18 protein-coding genes are annotated in these 20,121 nt (G+C 64.5%); 10 read left to right on the top strand and 8 right to left on the bottom strand.

The features are described 5' to 3' along the window. Nucleotides 1-36: 36 nt before the first annotated feature. A complete protein-coding gene (locus ACQP2U_RS30175; RefSeq protein WP_433710574.1) occupies nucleotides 37-1,107 on the bottom strand; it encodes an SPFH domain-containing protein in 1,071 nt (356 codons plus the stop codon). A 198-nt stretch (nucleotides 1,108-1,305) separates the two neighbouring features. Between ACQP2U_RS30175 and ACQP2U_RS30170 the strand changes: the two genes are divergently transcribed. Both ACQP2U_RS30170 and ACQP2U_RS30165 read left to right on the top strand, forming a co-directional pair. Next, a complete protein-coding gene (locus ACQP2U_RS30170) occupies nucleotides 1,306-2,844 on the top strand; it encodes an amino acid permease (protein WP_433710573.1) in 1,539 nt (512 codons plus the stop codon). A gap of 128 nt (nucleotides 2,845-2,972) precedes the next feature. Continuing rightward, nucleotides 2,973-5,393: a tetratricopeptide repeat protein gene (locus ACQP2U_RS30165; RefSeq protein WP_433710572.1), complete on the top strand. Its 2,421-nt coding sequence runs from the start codon at nucleotides 2,973-2,975 to the stop codon at nucleotides 5,391-5,393. Nucleotides 5,394-5,425: 32 nt separating this feature from the next. On the opposite strand, the gene ACQP2U_RS30160 is transcribed toward ACQP2U_RS30165, so the two are convergent. Further along, entirely contained in the window at nucleotides 5,426-5,782 is a 357-nt protein-coding gene (locus ACQP2U_RS30160) for a DUF1707 SHOCT-like domain-containing protein (RefSeq protein ID WP_433710571.1), read from the bottom strand. A 170-nt stretch (nucleotides 5,783-5,952) separates the two neighbouring features. On the opposite strand from ACQP2U_RS30160, the gene ACQP2U_RS30155 reads away from it, so the two are divergent. Further along, on the top strand, nucleotides 5,953-6,687 hold the full coding sequence (locus ACQP2U_RS30155; protein WP_433710570.1) for a MerR family transcriptional regulator: 735 nt from the start codon (nucleotides 5,953-5,955) through the stop codon (nucleotides 6,685-6,687). 213 nt (nucleotides 6,688-6,900) lie between these two features. Then, nucleotides 6,901-7,482: a hypothetical protein gene (locus ACQP2U_RS30150; protein ID WP_433710569.1), complete on the top strand. Its 582-nt coding sequence runs from the start codon at nucleotides 6,901-6,903 to the stop codon at nucleotides 7,480-7,482. A 268-nt stretch (nucleotides 7,483-7,750) separates the two neighbouring features. On the opposite strand, the gene ACQP2U_RS30145 is transcribed toward ACQP2U_RS30150, so the two are convergent. From ACQP2U_RS30145 to ACQP2U_RS30130, 4 genes are all read right to left on the bottom strand, one after another. Next, a complete protein-coding gene (locus tag ACQP2U_RS30145; RefSeq protein ID WP_433710568.1) occupies nucleotides 7,751-8,038 on the bottom strand; it encodes a hypothetical protein in 288 nt (95 codons plus the stop codon). Nucleotides 8,039-8,313: 275 nt separating this feature from the next. Next, on the bottom strand, nucleotides 8,314-8,736 hold the full coding sequence (locus ACQP2U_RS30140; RefSeq protein ID WP_433710567.1) for a threonyl-tRNA synthetase editing domain-containing protein: 423 nt from the start codon (nucleotides 8,734-8,736) through the stop codon (nucleotides 8,314-8,316). A 9-nt stretch (nucleotides 8,737-8,745) separates the two neighbouring features. Beyond that, nucleotides 8,746-9,279 (bottom strand): hypothetical protein, encoded by a 534-nt coding sequence (locus ACQP2U_RS30135; protein ID WP_433710566.1) that lies wholly within the window; start codon nucleotides 9,277-9,279, stop codon nucleotides 8,746-8,748. A gap of 60 nt (nucleotides 9,280-9,339) precedes the next feature. Then, on the bottom strand, nucleotides 9,340-10,545 hold the full coding sequence (locus tag ACQP2U_RS30130; RefSeq protein ID WP_433710565.1) for a phosphotransferase: 1,206 nt from the start codon (nucleotides 10,543-10,545) through the stop codon (nucleotides 9,340-9,342). A 210-nt stretch (nucleotides 10,546-10,755) separates the two neighbouring features. Here ACQP2U_RS30130 and ACQP2U_RS30125 point away from each other — a divergent pair, with 210 nt between their 5' ends. Continuing rightward, the gene (locus tag ACQP2U_RS30125; protein ID WP_433710564.1) at nucleotides 10,756-13,536 is read left to right on the top strand and encodes a helix-turn-helix transcriptional regulator; all 2,781 of its coding nucleotides are present in this window, start codon (nucleotides 10,756-10,758) and stop codon (nucleotides 13,534-13,536) included. 277 nt (nucleotides 13,537-13,813) lie between these two features. Here ACQP2U_RS30125 and ACQP2U_RS30120 read toward each other — a convergent pair whose 3' ends face one another. Continuing rightward, nucleotides 13,814-14,404, bottom strand: a complete 591-nt coding sequence (locus tag ACQP2U_RS30120; protein ID WP_433716620.1) for a class I SAM-dependent methyltransferase — start codon at nucleotides 14,402-14,404, stop codon at nucleotides 13,814-13,816. 520 nt (nucleotides 14,405-14,924) lie between these two features. Here ACQP2U_RS30120 and egtD point away from each other — a divergent pair. Together egtD and ACQP2U_RS30110 are read left to right on the top strand one after the other, a co-directional pair. Beyond that, on the top strand, nucleotides 14,925-15,902 hold the full coding sequence (gene egtD / locus ACQP2U_RS30115) for an L-histidine N(alpha)-methyltransferase (RefSeq protein WP_433710563.1): 978 nt from the start codon (nucleotides 14,925-14,927) through the stop codon (nucleotides 15,900-15,902). Then, complete coding sequence (locus ACQP2U_RS30110; protein ID WP_433710562.1) at nucleotides 15,899-17,305, top strand: MFS transporter; 1,407 nt, start codon at nucleotides 15,899-15,901, stop codon at nucleotides 17,303-17,305. Before egtD ends, ACQP2U_RS30110 begins: the two co-directional genes overlap by 4 nt. 293 nt (nucleotides 17,306-17,598) lie before the next feature. On the opposite strand, the gene ACQP2U_RS30105 is transcribed toward ACQP2U_RS30110, so the two are convergent. Further along, nucleotides 17,599-18,327 carry a response regulator transcription factor gene (locus ACQP2U_RS30105; protein WP_433710561.1) on the bottom strand — a complete coding sequence of 243 codons (729 nt, stop codon included), beginning with the start codon at nucleotides 18,325-18,327 and terminating at the stop codon, nucleotides 17,599-17,601. A gap of 716 nt (nucleotides 18,328-19,043) precedes the next feature. Here ACQP2U_RS30105 and ACQP2U_RS30100 point away from each other — a divergent pair. The 3 genes from ACQP2U_RS30100 to ACQP2U_RS30090 all read left to right on the top strand — a co-directional run bounded on the left by ACQP2U_RS30100 (nucleotide 19,044) and on the right by ACQP2U_RS30090 (nucleotide 20,058). Further along, nucleotides 19,044-19,214: a hypothetical protein gene (locus ACQP2U_RS30100; protein ID WP_329411869.1), complete on the top strand. Its 171-nt coding sequence runs from the start codon at nucleotides 19,044-19,046 to the stop codon at nucleotides 19,212-19,214. Between the two features lie 92 nt (nucleotides 19,215-19,306). Further along, nucleotides 19,307-19,561, top strand: a complete 255-nt coding sequence (locus ACQP2U_RS30095) for a tail fiber domain-containing protein (protein ID WP_396960191.1) — start codon at nucleotides 19,307-19,309, stop codon at nucleotides 19,559-19,561. Nucleotides 19,562-19,605: 44 nt separating this feature from the next. Further along, nucleotides 19,606-20,058 (top strand): cupin domain-containing protein, encoded by a 453-nt coding sequence (locus tag ACQP2U_RS30090; protein WP_433710560.1) that lies wholly within the window; start codon nucleotides 19,606-19,608, stop codon nucleotides 20,056-20,058. Nucleotides 20,059-20,121 lie beyond the last annotated feature (63 nt).

The raw sequence follows: 20,121 nt of genomic DNA, 5'->3' as shown, positions 1-20,121 counted from the left end.
GATGGCGGGGCCAGGGCGGAGACTGGGGGAGTGCGGTCAGGTTGTGGCGGAGGTGCCGCAGTTGCCACAGAACTTGGCTGTGGCGGTTAGATCCGCGCCGCATTCGGTGCAGTGACGTGGGCGGGGGGCGAGTGGGTCACCGCAGTTCATGCAGAATCGGGCGTTTGCGGGGTTGTCGGTTCCGCAGTTGGCGCATACCGGCTGCGTGGGGGTCGTAAGCGCTTGTGGGGCAGCCGGAGTCGCCGGGCGTTGCCACGGATTGCTCGGGGCACTTTGTTGGATGGCGTTCAAACCCAGTGCGGCGCCGAGGAATCCGTCACCGCCGTGGGCATGACCGTTCGCGAAGCTTTGGCCCGCGCCAAGTGCCATTTCGCCTGCCGCATAACGTTGGAAGTCGCCAGCCAGTCGAATATAGGTGACATCCTTGGCAAGTCGCTTGATGCGGTCGGCATCTTCGGGCGCCAAGGTGATATCGAAGTTGCCCAGGCGCGGGATGCGCAGGCCGTACTCGTAGAGCGTCAGGTTGGTCTGGCGCACAACAGCGGCCTCGATCGGCTCCAACTGTCCGGACAAGCCGAGCACCGGCCAGTCGCCCCGGGAAATACCCTGTGTAACAGCGACTTTCATGGACTTGAGCAGAAGGTCCGAGCTCCAGGACTCCACCGTCGCCGGGACACTCAGATCGGTAGTGCCCGCCAGTGAGGTGACCAGTTCGGCCGGATCTCGCACCGACAGTGCGAATTCCCCGAAGACCCGCAGTGTTACGACTTGTTCGCTGACCGGGTCGGCGATATCGGCCAGGCGGCCGCCGAACTTGACGCCGGGAAACTCGCGGGTGGAGACGAAATACAGTTCGGCGCGGTAGAAGTTGTTGCCGGTCAGCGTATCCACGAGCGCGCCGAGGACCGGCAGCTCATCGGCATCGATCCGATGCCGACCAGGCCCCATCGCGGCCACGACCTGCCCGGACTTGACGAATAGGGCGATCTCGTCGGCATTGACGGTGGCACGGCTGTAGCGACGGATGTTGACATCCGGCCACTTGTAGACCAGTTGATTCTTGCGGTCCTCAGGGACCGCGATGAACTCCCGTTCGAACCATGCCATGCTCGCGCTCCATCAGCCGTAAACGTCTCCAGCGTACCGATGTTCAGCGGTACGATCAACTAATGCCGAGGTCACGGCGGGTAGAGCGGGTCCTCAACATTTCCACGCGGTTACAAGTCTTGACTCGCTATTGAACGTGCCGTTGAATAGCGTTACATTAAGCAGCGATATGATCGCCGTCACGTGAAAGGCTTCACCATGACAACCGTTCAACACTCCGCGGAAGTGCCGGCGCCCGCGGATGCTCTGCATGCTGAGGATGCGGGCTATCACAAGGCGTTGCGCCCGCGCCAGCTGCAGATGATCGCGATCGGGGGCGCGATCGGGACCGGACTGTTCCTTGGTGCGGGTGGTCGGTTGCACACGGCCGGTCCCGGACTGTTCATCGTGTACGCGGTCTGCGGCATCTTCGTATTCTTCATCCTGCGGGCGCTGGGCGAGCTGGTGCTGCATCGTCCGTCCTCCGGATCGTTCGTCTCCTACGCGCGTGAGTTCTACGGCGAGAAGCTGGCTTTCGCGGTCGGTTGGATGTACTTCTTCCACTGGTGCATGACCGGCATCGTAGACATCACCGCGATCGCCACCTATGTCCATTTCTGGGGAGCCACCGAGGCGATACCGCAGTGGTTGATCGCGCTGGTGGCGCTGGCCATCGTGGTCAGCATCAACCTGATCTCGGTGAAATGGTTCGGTGAGCTGGAGTTCTGGGCCGCGCTGATCAAGGTCATCGCACTCGTCGCCTTCCTGATCGTCGGCACCATCTTCCTGGCGGGCCGATTCAAGGTCGACGGCCAGGCCACCGGTTTCACCGTGCTCTCCGATAACGGCGGCCTGTTCCCGACCGGTCTGCTGCCCCTGGTCACCGTCACCACTGGCGTCGTATTCGCCTACGCCGCAGTGGAATTGATCGGTACTGCGGCCGGTGAGGCGGAGAACCCGGAAAAGATCATGCCGCGGGCCATCAATTCGGTCATCGCCCGCATCGCGCTGTTCTACGTCGGTTCGCTGGTGCTGCTCGGCCTGCTGCTGCCCTATGTCGTCTTCAAGTCCGGTGAGAGCCCGTTCGTCACCTTCTTCTCCAAGCTCGGTGTCAACGGCGCGGGTTCGATCATGAACCTGGTGGTGCTGACCGCGGCCTTCTCCAGCCTCAACGCGGGTCTGTACTCGACCGGCCGCATCCTGCGCTCGATGTCGATGAACGGCAGTGCACCCAAGATCGCCTCGCGGATGTCCAATGGCGGTGTGCCTTACGTCGGCATTCTCGCCACCGGTGCGATCGCGCTGGTCGGTGTCGGGCTCAATGCGATGGTGCCGGACAAGGCATTCGAGATCGTGCTGAATATGTCCGCGCTGGGCACCATCGCGGCCTGGGGTGCGATCGTGATCTGCCAGTTGCAGCTGTTCCGTTGGTCGAAGAAGGGGCTGGCGAAGCGTCCGTCGTTCCGACTGATCGGTGCGCCCTACACCAGCTACGCCACACTGGCATTCCTGGTCGCGGTGATCGTGCTGATGGCATGCAGCCACGAAATCGAGCAGCGCGGTGCCGTGATCGCCATGTTCCTGATCGTGGTTCCGGCCTTCGTCGGCGGGTGGTTCCTGGCCCGCGGGCGGGTGCTGCAGGTCGCTCAGGAACGCGAGGGCATCACCGGTCAGTTCCCGGTGCTGGCCGAGCGGCCGCCGCGCAAGCGCGAGGGCGAGGCGGTGGTCGTCCTGGACAAGCCCGACGAGGAGGAGTAAATCCGAAGCTCCGCCCCGGACAACATGTCCGGGGCGGAGCTATTCCCATAGGAGGGAATAAGGCAGGCGCGCGGTGGCGGAAGGCGGAAGAGAATGGGTCCCCTATTCACCGGGCTCGAAAGGTTCCCATGCCGGAACAACCCAGCGCCTCCGAGAATCCGCTGCCGCACCCGTGGGCGAACCGGCGGATGCGCGGTACCGAGGTTCCGCGACGGACGCCACATCCCTGGGCTACCCGTGGCATGTCGAAACTCGAACCGTCACAACGCCGACAGCATCCATGGTCGGGGCCGAGCACCATGGAACGCCCTCCGTCGCAACGGATCTCCGCGCCCGCGGACCCCGGCGATACCATGCCGGTGCGCGATCCGCTGACCGGTGCCGAGGAGGCCCTCGAACTCGACGAGCCGGTCTCCGGCCGCAGCGGCCGTTCCCGGCCGAGTGTGCGTCGGCTCGGCGCGGGCCTGGTACCGATGCCGCGGGTGGCGCCGGTCGATCCGCGCGCTGCCATCCTCGACGATCCGGAAGTGCCCGAACTCAAGCGGTTCTGTTGGAAATGTCAGGAACCGGTCGGTCGCCGCACCGCCACCGAGCCGGGCGCGGTGACCGGCGAATGCGGCCGTTGTAGCTCGCCGTTCAACTTCCGGCCCCCGCTGCAGCGCGGCGAACTCGTCGCCGATCAATACGAGGTGCAGGGATCGCTGGCCCACGGTGGACTCGGTTGGATTTATCTCGCGGTCGACCGCAATGTCAGCGATCGCTGGGTCGTGCTGAAGGGTTTGCAGAATCCGCTGGACTTCGAGGCGCATGTGGTCGCGCTTGCCGAGCGGCAATTCCTTTCCGAGGTGGCCCACCCCGGTGTGGTCAAGATTTACAACTTCGTCAAACATAGGTCTGCCCGCGATATTCCGGACGGTTACATCGTCATGGAATACGTCGGTGGACAATCGCTGAAAAAGATGCTCGATTTGCGCGGCGAGGAGCGCATTCCGGTCGTCGAGGCCATCGCCTACATCATGGAAATCCTGCCGGCGCTGGACTACCTGCATTCCTTCGGGTTGGCGTACAACGATCTGAAGCCCGACAACATCATGGTCAGCGAGCACGAGGTCAAGCTGATCGACTTGGGTGCGGTCGCCGCGATGGACTCCTACGGCAGCATCTACGGCACGCCCGGCTATCAGGCGCCGGAGATCACCGAGACCGGGCCGACCGTGGTTTCGGATATCTACACCGTCGGCCGGACCCTTGCGGCGCTTGCCCTGGATCTGCCGCGCGACCGCGATGGACACTTTCTCGGCGGCATACCCGAACCGGATGAGGAGCCGCTACTGGCGCGCTATCCGTGTTTGTACCGGCTGCTGCTGCGCGCCACCGATCCGGAGCCGGAGCGGCGCTTCCCATCCGCGTATTCGATGTACTGTCAGCTCGCCGGTGCGTTGCGCATGGTGCTCGCGATCGATACCGGCCTCGAACATCCGCAGCCTTCGGTCGAATTGAGCTCCATGCGAGACGATTTCGGCATCGATACGCTCATCGGCCAGACTGACGGCATCGTCGACGGTATGGCCCGCATGCCGGTGCTCGAAGCCCGCGATGTCGTCGCGGCCCTGCCGACGCCGTTGATCGATAGCGAGGATCCCAGTGCCGAACTGCTGTCCTCGCTGCTGCACGGCGAACCGCGGCACGCCTTGGACGCGCTGCGCCGGGCACACGAACGCATTCGCTCGGGCACGATCGTCGCCCCCGAATCTTTCGACCTGGAGGGGCCGCTGACCGCGGTCCGCGCCTATCTGGATCTCGGAGAAACCGTTCCGGCCTGCCAACTGCTCGCCGATCTGCGGCCCGACTACGGCGCGGACTGGCGCATCGAGTGGTACGTCGGTGTCGCCGCGCTCCTCGACGGCCATTACGAGCGCGCCTGGGAGCATTTCGAGACCGTGCACGGGATGCTGCCCGGAGAGATCGGACCGGAACTCGCCCTCGCCGCTACCGCGGAGCTGGTGTTGCAGCATCTGGACGATCCGGGCGAATCCGATCGCTGGCACCGCGCCGCGGCCGAGCACTACCGTGCGGTATGGCGGACCAACCATGGCGTGGTCAGCGCGGCCTTCGGCCTGGCCCGTCGGCTCGCCGCCGACGGCGAATTGCTCGAGGCTGTCGAGGTGCTCGAACAGGTACCCGCCGCATCCCGGCATCACAGCGTCGCGCATACGACGGGCTGTCTGCTGCTGGTCTCGCGGCCGATCGCCGATATCACCGAGGAAGATATCTGTTCGGCGGCGGGGCGGTTGGAGGCGCTGCCCGACGATGCGCGAACACTGCAATTGCAGGTCATCGTGGTCGGTGCGGCCCTGGAGTGGCTGCGGGTCGGCGGCCGGCCACGGAATCCGAATCGGACGATCCTCGGCTTCCCGGTCACCTCGGCGGGACTGCGGCAGGGATTGGAAACCAGCCTGCGTGCCCTGGCCAGAACCGCGCCGGATCGCTGGCACCGCTACCGGCTGGTCGATCTGGCTAATTCCGTTCGGCCACGCACCCGCTGGTAGCTCGGGGTATCAATCGGCGAGGCCGACGGAGCTCAGCGCAGCTGCTGCACCACGAACGCGACGATGGTTCCGGTGCCCGCCAGCAGCCACAGCCAGTTGCCGGTGGCGACCGCGAGCACGACCGCGACGATCGAGACCACCGCGGCGATTGTCCGCAGTCGCTGCAGCGCATTACCGCGGGTGGGTGCGGGCGGCGCGAGCGGCGTGGTGCCCGGCAGGTCGACGAATAATTCCGCCAATTGTCCTTTGGTGGTCGCCGCCGCGGCAATGGCGCTGCGTTCGTCGAACTCGGTCAGGCTCAATCGCCCGGTGCCGAGATGGTGCGACAGCTGTTCCAGCGCCCGTTCCCGTTGCGTCACGGTAATTCGAGAAGCCTGCGCCTCGGTCATATCCGAAGGATAAGCCCCGCCATCTATGCGTCGGTGGAACGAATTGCCAAGGGCGGGAATAGTTAGGGGGTGTCATTGGGGGTTGACGACGCCCTTGCTGACCATAGGTGCCCGACATCACTGACGTATGCTTACCTGTGAGTAATGTTTCTGTGTGGTTTCCTAGACATATGGCAGGGGACGTGGAGTACACGATCGACGAGCTGGCGCGCGAGGCCGGTACGACCGTGCGCAGCCTGCGCGTTTACGCCGAGCGCGGCATCCTGCCCCCACCACAGGTGAAGGGCCGCACCGGTTTCTATGGACCGGATCACCTCAATCGGGTGCAGACGATCAGTCGTCTGTTGGACCGAGGGATCAAACTCAACGGGATCAGGGAGTTGCTCGAGGCGTGGGATCGCGGTGACGATCTCGGCGACATCCTCGGCGTCGCGGAGCCTGGCGCCCCGCAGTCCACCGCGCCGCCCTCTGGCGATACGATCGCGGCCACCGATCTCGAGCAGCGCTATCGCGACGTGCCCCACGGATTGGCCCGCGTGGTCTCGGCGGGGCTGTACGAACCGGTCGACGCCGCGACTTATCGCATTGCCGATCCACAGCTGATCCGCATCCTCGATCAGTTGGAGGGCGCGGGCATGCCGGGCGATGCCCTGCTCGGCGAATTGGAGCGGTTGCGCGCCGACTGCGACCGGATCGCCCGCCGTTTCGTGGATCTGTTCCATCGGTCGGCGTGGGAGCCATATCAGAACTCCGAACGCACGCCCGCGGATAAGGCGGTACTCGCGGACCGAGTGGCCGAGACTCGGATCCGCCCGGGGCAGGCGACCGCCGAACTCGTGAACCGATTTGTCGCAAGGTATCTCGAGCAGGACAGCGAACTGACCGAGGCGCTGCCCGACGCCTGACGCGTCGAGACCCATTTTCTAATCTGGCTTGCGGCCGATTTTTGGGTGCCGCATGTCCTCGGCCTGGTCTTTCTTCGTTCAACGTTCCCACGTGTGGTGATACTCAACCTAACGTGCCGTTAAATAGCGTTACATTAGGCAGCGGGAACAGCAGCTCCTGTCGGTCCGTATCGACGTCGGCCGGTGGGCGAGACAATGATGAAGGAGACGTCGATGGTCAACGTCAGCGAACTGCGCGGCACCACTAGACCTACGGAATGTCCCGATCGGGCACGTAATACCAAGGGACGCAATAAGATCCGAGCACTGTCATTGCTTGCGGCGATCGCGGCGGGAATCGGCGGATTCGGTATCGGCACCGAGACGCCCGCGGCCAATGCCGATATCGGCGTGCGCTGCCTGTGGGCCGGTCAGGCGGTGCCGCAGGGCGTTGCGATCGCGGCGGGCGGCTGGATGTTCCGGTGCCAGTCCGATTTCTTCGGCTTCGCGCGCTGGAACCGTGAGGGCTACGCTCCAGGTCGCAGCAGCGTGTACAACCCCGGCACCAACGGCAACCCCGCGGGCAAGTTCAGCCCGGGCGCCCAGCAGCCGGGCACCGACTATATGGACTACTGCGTCGGCAGTCAGCTGATCGAGGGACGCGAAGATATCTACGAAGCCGTTGCGGATGGTCGCGGCGGGCTGTATTGGCGTGCGGCCGGACCGGTTTCGGAGTGGACCTTCGATATGGCCGCGAATCGGCCGGGACCATCGTGGCGGTCGTCGAGTCTGTGCGTCGACGGCAACTTGACCTGAGTGGTCAACCGCGAAACCTCTTATAGCCAATGCCCTTTCGGGCGGCCGTGCAAGTCCGCACAGCGCCGCCCGGAAGGGCATTGAGCTGTGTGGGCATCAATTGGTCGCTGGTGGAACGCAATTGAGTGCGAGATCGCGATTTGCGGTTGCGCGTGGATAATGTGAACGCCGAGGCGGTCGATCGGGGCGGTGCGCATACGAGTACGACCGCCGCTCCGAAAGGAGCGACGGTCGCATTCGTATAATGAAGAGCCGCAGGGGGAGTCGGTCAGCGGCTGCCCTCAGCGGGCACCCAGACCCAGCGTCCGCCGTCGCCGCCACTTTCGTACGTGCCCCGGCTCGAGTTGTTGCCGGAGGCGGCGTGGTCCTGGTCGGCGACGCGGCGGTTACCCGAGTTGCTGTTGCTGTACCCGCCGCCTCGAGCGCCGCCGCCATTGCTGTTGCTGTGGTTACCGGGGGCCGCGATGGTCGACTGAATTGCCATCGCGGCGGGCGTGATCACCAGTGCGCCGGCGACCACACCAGCTATGACGACCTTCTTCGACTTGAGGTTCATGGTTACCGATATCTCCTTCGTCCCGCCGAGCCCGGACTTGGTCGGTAAGTGGGTGTGCCGGGGATGCAGGTTGTCCTGAGATCTATTGTGCCGCTATTCAGCGGCACAATCAATAGTGAGACGTTATTAGATTCGTATTTTTTCAGATTCGAGGGCTCAGGTGGAGGTTCGGCGCATGCTGATTCGAACGCCTGTGCGGCAAGTGGATTCGACCACGCACGCAGAGTAGTGGGCGCCGTACCAGGCTCCTTCTCAGGAGCGGGGACAATCCCGCTTCAGGAAGGCAGGTGCACGACCCGCTGTTCCCACTCGCCGTCGAGGACATCGGCCTGCCAGCGCTTGTTCCAGCCGAACGGCATGAGATGGACGCATGCACCGCGAGCCTGAAGAGAGTCGGCGAGATTCGTGAGCACGTGCAAAGCCGTGGGGACATCGGATCGTTCACCGGGGGTTGCCAAATGGGAGAACCCATTGATGACGATATGCGATGCATCCGTCTTGGCCGCGATCCGTCGCACGATCTTCGCGGCCGCCTTCGCCGAGGTCGAATCGCCGCGCTCCACGCCGACCATGAGCAGTAGACAGTCGGAGAAAGTGTTGGGCACGCCGATCGCCGCCGATTCCAGATCGACGGCAGCCGGACTTGCGGTCGTGACGATGTATTCGAATGTGCGGCAACGACTACTGAAGATCTTCATGCTCGGTGTTCAGCGTCGACCAAGCTCGGGGGTGACGCAAACCTTCCTTACCTGTGCGGCCAGCGCCGAATGCGCCAGGAACTGCGAGCGCGGGCCGGGCCACCGCAGCACCGGCTCGCACGGTCGGTTGTCGAGTGCCGACATATGGATCATGTGCTGCGTGCCGATCCCGTCGAGCGGGTCGACACGGCAATTCTTGTACCAGCCGAACGGCATCAGATGCACCTGATCACCGTGTTCCTCGAGCCGCTCGGTCACCTCGGTGAGCACGTCGAGAGCTTCGGCGAGTTCATCCAGCACATCGAATCCCGATGGCGTGCTGTCTCTTTCGTCGGGCCGGGGCAGACATGCGAAGCCTTCGACGACGATCGGTCCGGCATCGGATTCGGTGACGATGCGGCGCACCAACTGCACGGCGGTGCCCGTCAGTGCCCGATCGCCGCGGTCCACCCCGATCGTCACCAACAGGCAGTCGTGGAAGCATCTGCGTGCCCCGATGACCGACGGTTCGATATGAATGGCGCACGGGCTCGCTGTCGTCACCGTGTATTCGACAGTGCGGCAACGATTACTGACAATCCGCACCGGCTACCTCCCGTCCGTTCATCCGGCCGCCTCGACAGCGCCGGCGGCATCGAGATCGACAACGGCCGTCGCCGTGCGCTCGATGATGCCGAGGCAGATCTCATCGGGCTGGTACTTCGGCTGGATGGCGCTGTGGCCGATGGTCGAGAGCCAGATGAAGTACGGGTATAAGGCCTGCTGGCGGTAGGCCAGCCAGGCCGTGTCGAAGTCGGGCGCTGCGGTGCCGCAGGCCGCCAGGCGTTCCAGGTATACCGTGAGGAGCTCGCGTTCCCAGGCCCGCCGGTCGGCCACGTCCAGACCGGAGGCGACGACATATGCAAAGTCGTAGGCCCAGCTGCCGCGCAGCACAACCTGCCAGTCGGTGAAACCCATCCGGCCCGCTGCGGTGACATAGGTGTTGCCGATGTGGCTGTCGCCGTGCAGGAAGGTCTGCGGTCCGGTGCTGGCGATCTCGAGGGAACGTTCCAGCGCGCGGTACAGCCGATCATGCTGGGCGGGAAGTGCTTCGGGAATTACCGAGGCCGCGCGCCGAGCCCCGACCCGCGACCGTGTGGACATGCCGATCAACCGGTCGAGGTTGGCGAAATGCGAGCGCGGCGCCTTGAGCCACGTGTGCAGCCGCAGTCCTTCGTCGTCCCAGTAGCGGGCGTGCCAGGTAGCCATGGTGCGCAGCAGATCCTCGATCTGCTCGCGTGAGATGGCGGTGGCCGGGGTGCAGAAGCTGGCGCCCTTGGTGCTGACGATGTCCTCGAGCAGCGAGATCGAGCGTCCCGAGCGGCTGTTGACCGCGCTGTGATAGCCGCGTGGCGCCTCGATTTCGAGGTTGGGCCGCAGATGTTTGAAGAAGCCTGGTTCACCGTGCAGGATACCGGCCAGGTCGAGGGTCAGCCGCTGTTTGAAACCCGCTGTCGTCTTGGCGAACAGGTTTTCCGGTAGGCCCGCGACCTGGCCGATCTCGTTGTAGCTGACGGTGAGTTTCCACCGTGTCGAGGTGCCGCTGCTGTTATCGCCGATTTCGAAGGCCTCGACCACCGCCCCCCGATGGTCGTAGCACAGCACGGCGGTCAACCAGTCGGTGGTCAATTCTCGACCGGTCACCGGCACATCGGCCGCACGCATGGCCTGTGGGTGGGTGACCGCTTCCCGCGCGAGATGACCACCGATCCGGGTGATTCCACGCACAACCGCGAGTGCTGGGTGCCTGGTAGCTGCCTCGGACTGCAACGGTTTCTCCTCTGCTCGGCGGCCGATCGGACGCGCTGTAACAGCCGGAACCAGGGTCATGGGCGGCCGCAATCGCCGACCCTATGGCAGCCCCGCGCCGGGAACATCCGTCATAGCGGGTGGGAATATCCGCATCCAATGCCCGAATATTGCGCTGAGCGGGGGATGTGCATTCTGCGTAACAGCGCGCGGACGCCTAGGATCGCCTGCGTGCAGGGTCCCCTTACCTCCGTATTCGTTGGTCGCGATGCCGAGGTCGAGCGTGTGGTGTCGATAGGTCGGCGCGCCGCCGAGGGACAGGGGACGGTGATGCTCGTCGAGGGCGAACCCGGAATCGGCAAGACCGCGCTACTCGATGCGGCAGTTGCCGGACTCGCGGCCGACGGTCTGAGTGTGCGTCGGGGAGCCGCGAAGGAATTGCAGCGGCAGGTGCCGTTCGCGGCCGTATGTTCCTGGCTGGACAGTGATCGCGGATCCGATCCCGTGCGTGCGCTGCTGCGCAGTGGGGATCGAGCCGGTGACGGTGCGGCGACGCACGAGTTCGCGATCACCGAGGCGATCCTCGATCAGATCGATACCTGGTGTGCCTCCGGTCCGGTCGCATTGATCATCGACGATGTGCACTGGGCGGATCGGCAAAGTCTGGCGGTGCTGAACCGGCTCTGCGGCGTCGTCGGCGATGTGCCATTGCTATTGGTGCTGGCGACTCGGCCGCTGCCCCGGAACACCGGGTTGGTCGCGTTGACGGCGGAACTGTTGGAACGCCGCGCGCCGACGATTCGGCTCGGCGCGCTGCCGGAACCGGCTGCGGCGGAACTGGTTCGGCATATGGTCGGTGCGGCGCCCGGTCCCGGCCTGATGCGGCAGGTGGTCGGTGCGGGCGGAAATCCGCTCTACATCACCGAATTGGTGGCTTCGCTCCTGCGTGATGAGGCGATTACGGTGGTTGCCGATACCGCCGACCCAACCGAGCTGGCCGATGGTCCCTCCGCATCGCTGGCCGGGGCGATCGCGCAGCGGCTGGAATTCCTGTCACGGTCGGCACGGCAGGTGCTGCCGATGGCCGCCGCACTCGGTCCGACCGTGTATGTCGCGGAACTCGCTGCGGTGCTGGACAGTCCGATCCTGGAAATCTGGAAGGTGGTCACCGAGGCGACCGACGGTGGGCTGCTCACCCGCGCCGACTCCGAACTGGTCTTTCGGCACGACCTGATCCGTCAGGTGCTGGCCGATCAGCTACCGGATTCGCTGCGCGCCGGATTGCTGCGCCGGGCCGGGCAGATCCTCTTGGCCACCGACGCACCCATCGAGCGGATCGCGTACTACCTGTTGGCGGGGGAGAACGAGCTCGACAAGCCGACGCTCGACTGGTTGGTCGCGGTGGCCGACAAGCTGATCGTGCGCGCACCCGAGATCGCGGTGCAGCTGTTGCGGCGCGCGGCAGACACCGCGGAATTCGGCATGCGTCCGGTACTGCTGCGGCTGCACGCCCAAGCACTGCTGTGGAACGGTCGCGCGGCCGAGGCCGAGGCCCTCGTGCGCACCGCGCTGCTGAATCGTCCGGAGGACGATATCGAACTACGGTGGTTGCTGATGCAGGCCTGCCACGCGCGCGGTGATCTGCGCGAAGTCGTCGCCGTTGCCGAAAAGACACTGGCCGCATCGAATCTCACGGATGCGGATGCGGGGCGGTTCCACGGGTTGAGTGGCTTGAACAATGTCTTCCTCGGCCGGATCGACGCCGCGGAGGCGGCGGGTGCGCAGGCGCTGGCTATCGGGGATGCCATCGAGAATCCGCTCGTGACCGGATACGGACTGCTGACCGTGGGAGCTGTGCGCTACACCCAGGGCTATCTCGACGAAGCACTGGAACTGAGTAGTCGCATCCTGGCCGTCTCCGAGAGCGGATTCGGTTCCTACCAATTCGATCCCTACATTCTCTACGCCCACTGCTTGATCGAGCTCGATCGACTCGACGACGCGGAAGCGGTGCTGCACAAGGCGATCGGACACAGTCGCCGCATCCACGGTATCTATCTGGGTGCCAGTGTGGTCGCCAAGGCGCGGCTCTATGTATTGAACGGACGCTGGGACGATGCGCTCATGGAATGCGCTTCGGGTCAGTCGGTGCCCGACGCCTTCGGCTACACCCCGATCCTGCAGGGCCTGTCCGCGCTGATCGGCATCCACCGCGGCACCTTCCTACCGGATCCGGACACCGTCCCCGTACCCGACGACCAACTGGGCAGCAACGGTAACGGCCAGTTCTATCCGTGGATCAAGGCCCTGATGCTCGAGACCCACGGTGACCCGCGCGGCGCACTGGATCTTCTCGTCGATGCGCAGCAACGGCTCGTGGGTGGCCTGACCGCACCCACGCTGTACTACATCTTCCCGGATATCGCGCGGCTCGCCGTCGATGTGGGTGACGAGAAGGCGGCGCGTTCGGTGGTGGTGGCATCGGCTGAGATGGCCCGGCGGCAACCCACGGCTGCCCGCACCGGTACCGCGTTGCTGTGTCGCGGCGTCGCCGAGCGTGACCCCGCGATCCTGCGCGGCGCCGCCGCGGACTTCCGAAAGGCGGGACGACCGCTCTATGAGGCGCAGGCGTATGAGAACGCCGCCTTATTGTTCGCCGCAGACGGTCGTGGCTCCGATGCGCGCGGCGCCTTGGATGCCGCGGTCGAGCTCTACACTGGCCTCGGCGCTTCTTGGGATACCGCCCGCGCGGTCGCGCGCATGCGCCCGTATGGAATTCGCCGTGGCGTCCGCGGACCCCGCAACCGCCCCAAGTCTGGACGGGCCGCCTTGACCGATACCGAACGTAAGGTAGCCGCCTTGGTGGCCGAAGGCTTCTCGAATTCCGATATCGCGGCCCAGATGTTCCTGTCGCGCAGGACGATTCAGTCCCATGTGTCCAATATCCTGGCGAAGCTCGGCGTCGGATCGCGCCGCGACATTGCTGCCGCCCTATCGGGAACGCACCCCTGACAGCGTCGGCCTTCGCGGTTCGATACTCGCAGTGCGGACGTCGACGTGATCGGTTTATCGCGGCTACAGCGACCAGCATGGATGGGACAACATCACGCCGTCGAGGACGACGAGATCGGTCGCTACCGCATCTTCATCGCGATGTCCAGCCTCACCCTCAACCCAAGTACCCGGTCATCGCCAAAGTGACCGAACGGTGATAGCTGGAGACCGGGCAGTCCGCTGGCGGAACTTCATTGCCGCCACTCCGTCGAGATCACGACCTCGGACTGTGGAACTAGGCCCGTTCGACAGTCGCGAGCCAAGCAGGTGCACCGTCGTCGTGGTATCTCGTGTCGAGCCGATCCGGTTCGATCGTGACCACCTTCCACCCATTGCTCGAATCGAGCGCCGATGTCAGCTCCTCCCGGCTGACGGGGTGAGGGCCGGTATCGGGCCCTTCATCACTAAAGCACAACACATACAGCGTGCCGCCGTGCTCGGTCACCGTCGCCAGACTCTCCAGATACGCTCGCCGCTCCTCCCCGTCGAAGGTGTGGAACAGTCCGCAGTCCAGCACGGTGTCGAACTTGCGCCCCAAACAGTCCAACCGCAGCGCGTCGGCGGCGACGAATTCCACGTCTATCCGACGCGCGACAGCCTTCGACCGCGCCGTTGCCAACGCCGTTTCCGCCACATCGACGCCGAGCACCGAAAACCCCAGCGCCGCAATGTACAGCGCGTTCTCTCCGCTGCCACACCCCGCATCGAGCACCGATCCCGCGAACCCGCCCTGAGCAGCCAGTCGCACTATCGCCTGCTGCGGGCCGCCCACATCCCACGGCGCAGGCCCATCCTGGTACGACGCGTCCCAGGGCAGGCCCGTCATCCGTTCGTGACTCGTCGGCTGCCGCCGCCCGAACGAATCCCCTGACACCTCCATACCCAGATCCTCCCACCCCATCGTCGTGCCCAAAAGCCCCACCGCTCGCACAACAGTACCGCTGGTCAAGCGGCCACCGTACGTTCTGGGCGGTATCGGCCCCGAGAGGCGACAACACCAATGCATGGTGATGATCCGTCCATTTGCGCCGGGAATGCATGTCGCGGCGGCCCCGTGTCGCGACCGTCGGCAGCGAACCGATGCGCGGCCCGCGCAATACCGTGCTGCGCGTTCGGGACTGAGGCCCGGGCGTGCACCAGAAGATGGCCGTGAACCTCGCCGGACTCGGCATTGATCGCAGTGTATGGGGTGAGGGCGACCAATACTTAAGCCGATGTAAATGTGCGAATCGCCGGTTGGCGGGAGCCTGGTCGCTGCGTCAACAATTCCATTGTCGGAGAAGTGGACCGCGAGGTTTGTACTCCACACGTGATCCTGGCGATTCAGCATCGATCGGAGTAAGCCAGTGCGGCCTCACGTCAGTATCGATATCCAACTCACCGAGGACGATCTCGCGGCCGCATTGCGTGCCGATGTTCTCCGGGGGCTGACCGGGAGTCGGAAGTGGCTGCCGTCCAAATGGTTCTACGACGCGCAGGGCAGCAAGCTGTTCGAAGCTATTACCGAGCTGCCCGAGTACTACCCCACCCGCACCGAGCGAACACTACTTCGCGACTCGGCCGATGCGATCGCATCGGCGGCGGCCGAGGCCGGGGAATTGATCGAACTCGGCTCGGGTTCATCGGAGAAGACACGTCTGCTGTTGACCGCATTGCGGGCACATGGAGAACTGAAATCCTATCTGCCGCAGGATGTTTCCGAATCCGCACTGCGCGCCGCCGTGACCTGGATCCGCGAGGAGTACCCGGAGCTCGCGGTGCACGGAGTGGTCAGCGACTTCACCAGCATGCTGCACACACTGCCGCGCGGCGACCGACGGCTCATCGCACTACTCGGGGGCACACTGGGCAATCTGGTCCCCGAGGAACGCGCGGATTTCTACCGTTGCGTCCACGAGGTGACCGAGCCGGGCGAACAGCTCCTGCTCGGAGTCGGATTGGTGATCGATCCCGCCCTCATGGTTCCCGCGTACGACGATGCCGAGGGTGTGACAGCCGAGTTCAACCGCAACATCCTGCAGGTGGTGAACCAGCGGCTCGGCGCGGATTTCGAGCCGGACCGCTTCGCGCATATAGCGGTATGGGATCCGGAAAACGAGTGGATCGAAATGCGGCTGGAGGCCACGGCTGACATGTCGGTCACGGTCGCCGAGCTGGATCTCGTCGTCGACTTCGCGGCGGGAGAACAGATGCGCACCGAAATCTCGGCGAAGTTCCGGCTGACCGAATTTCGGCGGGAGCTGGAAACTTCCGGCTTCCAGGTGCAGCAATCGTGGACCGATCCGGACGATCGGTTCGCGCTGGTTCTCGCCAACAGAGGATGAGCGACCTCGTCGCACCGAATCGGGTCGCGCCCGCACCACCGCGGCTGCGTTCGGTCACCGGAGGCTGGGTTGTCACGGCGGCGGTACTCGGTTCGGCGGTGGTGGTGCTCGATGCGGCGGTCGTCAATATCGCTGTGCCGCGGATCGGTTCGAGTCTCGGCGATGATGTTGCCGATCTGCAGTGGGTGGTCGGTGGCTATACCCTGGCGTTGGCATCGCTGATACTGGTCGGCGGGGCGCTGGGGGACCGGCTGGGGCGACGGACGGTATTCATCTGGGGCAGTGTCGGTTTCGCGTTGGCATCGCTGTTGTGCAGTGTCGCGACCTCGATGGAAATGCTCGTCGCGGCGCGGGTGGTGCAGGGTATCGCGGGTGCGTTCATCACGCCCGGGAGCCTGGCATTGATTTCGTCATCGATCGATCGTCGCGACCACGGTGCCGCGATCGGCTTGTGGGCGGGGCTCATCGGCGTCATCGAGGCGGTTGGACCGATCGTGGGCGGCTGGCTCACCGAATTGGCCGGGTGGCGCTCGGTTTTTCTCATCAACGTGCCCTTCGCCGTAGCCGTGGCTGTCGTATCGGTGCGCTATCTTCCGGAATCGCGAGATCCCGATGCGCGGCCGCTCGACCTCCCGGGTGCGGCGACCGCCGTGGCCGGACTGGGTGCGCTGACCTATGGGTTCATCGGTGCCCGTGGGTGGATGTCGCTGCTCGGCGTGGCACTGCTCGCGATATTCGCGTGGATACAGCTGCGCGGTGATCATCCGCTGCTGCCGCCCGCACTGTTCTCCTCGCGGGTATTCACCGCGGCCAATCTGGTGACCGCTGCTGTATACGCGGGTCTCGGTGGTGTCTATTTCCTGCTGCCGCTGGAATTGCAGGTGGTGGCAGGGTATTCGCCGCTGGCGGCGGGCGCGGCGACGGTGCCGATTACCGGGATCATGCTGGTGTCGTCCGCATCGGCCGGTCGGTGGGCACAGCGGCACGGTGCACGCATTCCGATGATCCTCGGACCTGCGCTCGCCGGGTGCGGTGCGGTTCTGCTGAGCGGGATCGGCTCGCGCGCGAGTTATTTCAGTGCGGTATTCCCGGGGACCGTCGTGCTAGGGATAGGGTTGGCTGTCTTCGTGGCTCCGCTGACGGGTGCGGTGTTCGCCGCCGTGTCCGCAACGGATTCCGGGATCGCCTCCGGAGTGAACAATGCGGTCGCCCGCACCGCGCAGTTGCTCGCGGTTGCCGCGCTGCCGGGGCTGGCCGGCATTTCCGGCGCGAGGATCGCCGATACCGCGGCATTCGGCAGCGGCTTCCGAATTGCGCTGTTGATCTGCGGCGCACTGCTTCTCACCGGTGCGGTACTCGCGGCCACCTCGATGCCGCGACGGTGGGAATCGCCGGTGTCATGATCACGTCTGATGCCACGACGGTTGTGATCGCGGACGTGGTAGTCCGGTCGGGCCTGCGGTTACCGTCGCGGACGTGGAGGTTCGGTCAGGCTGTGGCTGACGACGCGATGATTGGAACTGCCGATCCGGTGATTGATCACGTGACCGAGTGTGGTGCCGCGGTTTGCGATCACCCTGGCCGCGAGTGCTCGGGTATCGAGTCCGATGAGAGGTGGTGGCGAACGCCGATCCGAGGACGGTTGCGTGGATTGCGTCGGATGCCGCGGCGGTGGCGATCACCGATACGCGACCCGTCAGGCGGTGCGACCTGCAAGGGCGCTCAGTGCCATCGACTCGTCTGCCGAATTAACCACGGCCGCAACCGGATTCCATCGATAACCATAGCTATGAATGGTCGTGATCAACCCCGGACGGTTCAACTTGGTGCGCAGTGCATTGACATGCACGTACAGCGAATGCGACACAGCGACGAACGCGTCGCCCCAAATCCGATCCAGCAGCTGCTGACGGCTGACCGCAGCACCGGGCTGCTCGAGCAGCGCCCGCAATACCGCGAACTCTACCCGCGTCAGCTGCACCTCATGCCCGGCGACCTCGACGGTATCGGCCTCCAGATCCACCCGAACATCGCCCGCTACGACCACTTTTGTCGGTTCGAGGTTCGTGGCGACGGGAAGGCGTCGCGTAATCGCGTACAGCCGAGCGGCCAACTCGGCCACGCGAGGTGGCTTCACGAGGTAATCGTCGGCGCCGCTGCGCAATGCGCGCACCACCGAACGCTCGTCGGTATCCGCGGTGAGCACCACCACCGGCACCGAGCTGACCTCGCGCAGCTTGCGCAGCGCCGCGAGCCCGGACATATCCGGCAGGTCGAGGTCGAGGATGACCGCGTGATAGCGGTGATGGGTAACCAGCAGGTCCGAACCCCGACGTTTGCGATCGACGTGATGCCCACGCAGGCGCAGCTTGTGCACCAGTGCGTCGCCCGCGTTGTCGTTGCCGTCGACCACGATCACTCGCATACCCGATCCCTCTGCGTTCGAATGCTCTGTGCCCGGCCGAATCCGAATGGTCGGGCGGTCGCATTTCGGACATTAGGCCAGTCGGGGTGTCGGATCATCCGCCATGTCGGGCGGGAATATCCGTATCCGTGGGCGATGTATCGCCCAGCAGTACATCATCCGGCCGTCGCGCCGGTCGGCGAGCTCGAACCGAGGAGGCACCACGGGCGATGCGGCGAACGTATAGTGCGGATATTTCTGTCCGGTGCGGCGGATGTTCCCGGTGGAGAGGTGCCATAGCGTTCGATTGCCGAGAACTCTCGGTCGAATACAGCGCGATCGAAGCTCGCCGAGTAGAGGAGTCATCCATTGGCGTCCTATGGCTTCGCCCTCCACCGGCAGCCGCACCGTCTAGCGGCGCGAACCTGGCAACTTCTATTGTGCCGATATCCAACGGTACATCAACTGTCGATTCGAAGTCCAGTTGCATGAGTCTCCATGAATGGGAATGGCCTGCAGTTCCGTCGGTCGCGCGTAGGCGAAAATTCACTTCGCTCCGCCGATTTGGCGAAGAGGGCGTTTCCGTCAATGCAGACGCTGTTTCACGAGCGGTACCTCGACATGTCCGGTGGCCAATTCGACAACCCGTTCCGGCGAGTGCCCGAATAGACGCGAGTGAGCACAGATACGTGGATCCGCAGCCGAAGGCTGGGACCTCGAGAGAAAGGAAACATCGGATGAAGAAGATCAGCGCGATGACCACGCACGCGGCTGTGCTGGCACGAATCGCAATTGTGGCCGCCGCCAGTACCGGCCTGGCCACGGTAGCGGCAGGCGTCGCCAGCGCGACCATCGAAAGCGATCGAGCGATAAAGCGTGACCGCGTCGCGGTGGTGTGGGATCGCTGAACGTGTTCGGTCTACCTTGGGGTCGGCGCCATCGGGCGCCGGCCCCGCAGATCCCGTCCGGACCAGCGGATGAACCGGGACATGAGCGAGCCGTGAATGGCTACGAAATCCTCGCCGAAGTCGTGCGGTTGCCGATCAGCACTTGGCGCTACGAATGGGAATCGCCGGATGTTCGACACCTGGGTCCGATGGCACAGGACTTTCGTGCTGCCTTCGGTTTCGGGGACAGCGATAAGAAGATCTACAACGTCGATGCCAGCGGTGTCGCGCTGGTTTGTATTCAGGCTCTGCACAACGAGATCGCCGAACTCCGCGCGGAGCTCGACCAGCTGCGTGCTAAGTCGTGAAATCGAGTATTCATGTCCAATACAATGATGTCTGGGATTGCCGAATGGGAAGTATTGCCAAGGCCGTGCGCGTGGTTGCCGCAGCCGACGTCGCGGAAGTGGTCGGACCGCAGGAGCAGCATCTGCTGCCCTGCATAACCAGGGATACCTGTGGTGCCGAAGGGATTTCGGCGGCGATGGTGAATATGGCGCCGGGGAAGGTGGCGCGGGCGCATCTGCACCAGCGCAGCGAAACCATCGTGTTCTGCGTGACCGGACGGGCGGTAACCCTGATCGGTCCGGAATTGGAGCCGTACGTGCACGGACCGGGCGAATTCCTGTACATCCCGGAGGGGGTGGTGCATGTGGCGGTGAATCTCAGCGACACCGACGGTTTGGTGGCGGTGGATGTGCGTACCGATCCGCTGTTCAGCGATGACCTCGTGCTGACGCCGGAATTCGACGCCGCGGCAGTCGAGATCGCCGCGCGACTGCGGCGGGAGCTGGCTCGGGTATGAGTGAGCGCAGCGAGCGAACAAACAACACAGCCACGAGCGTGCTCGTGCCGGAGCCGAGCGCCA

The sequence above is a fragment of the Nocardia sp. CA-084685 genome (assembly GCF_050955785.1).
In the GTDB taxonomy this organism is placed as follows: domain Bacteria; phylum Actinomycetota; class Actinomycetes; order Mycobacteriales; family Mycobacteriaceae; genus Nocardia.
The sequence above is the reverse complement of the archived record's forward strand: the minus strand, read 5'-3'. Positions and strand labels throughout refer to the sequence as shown.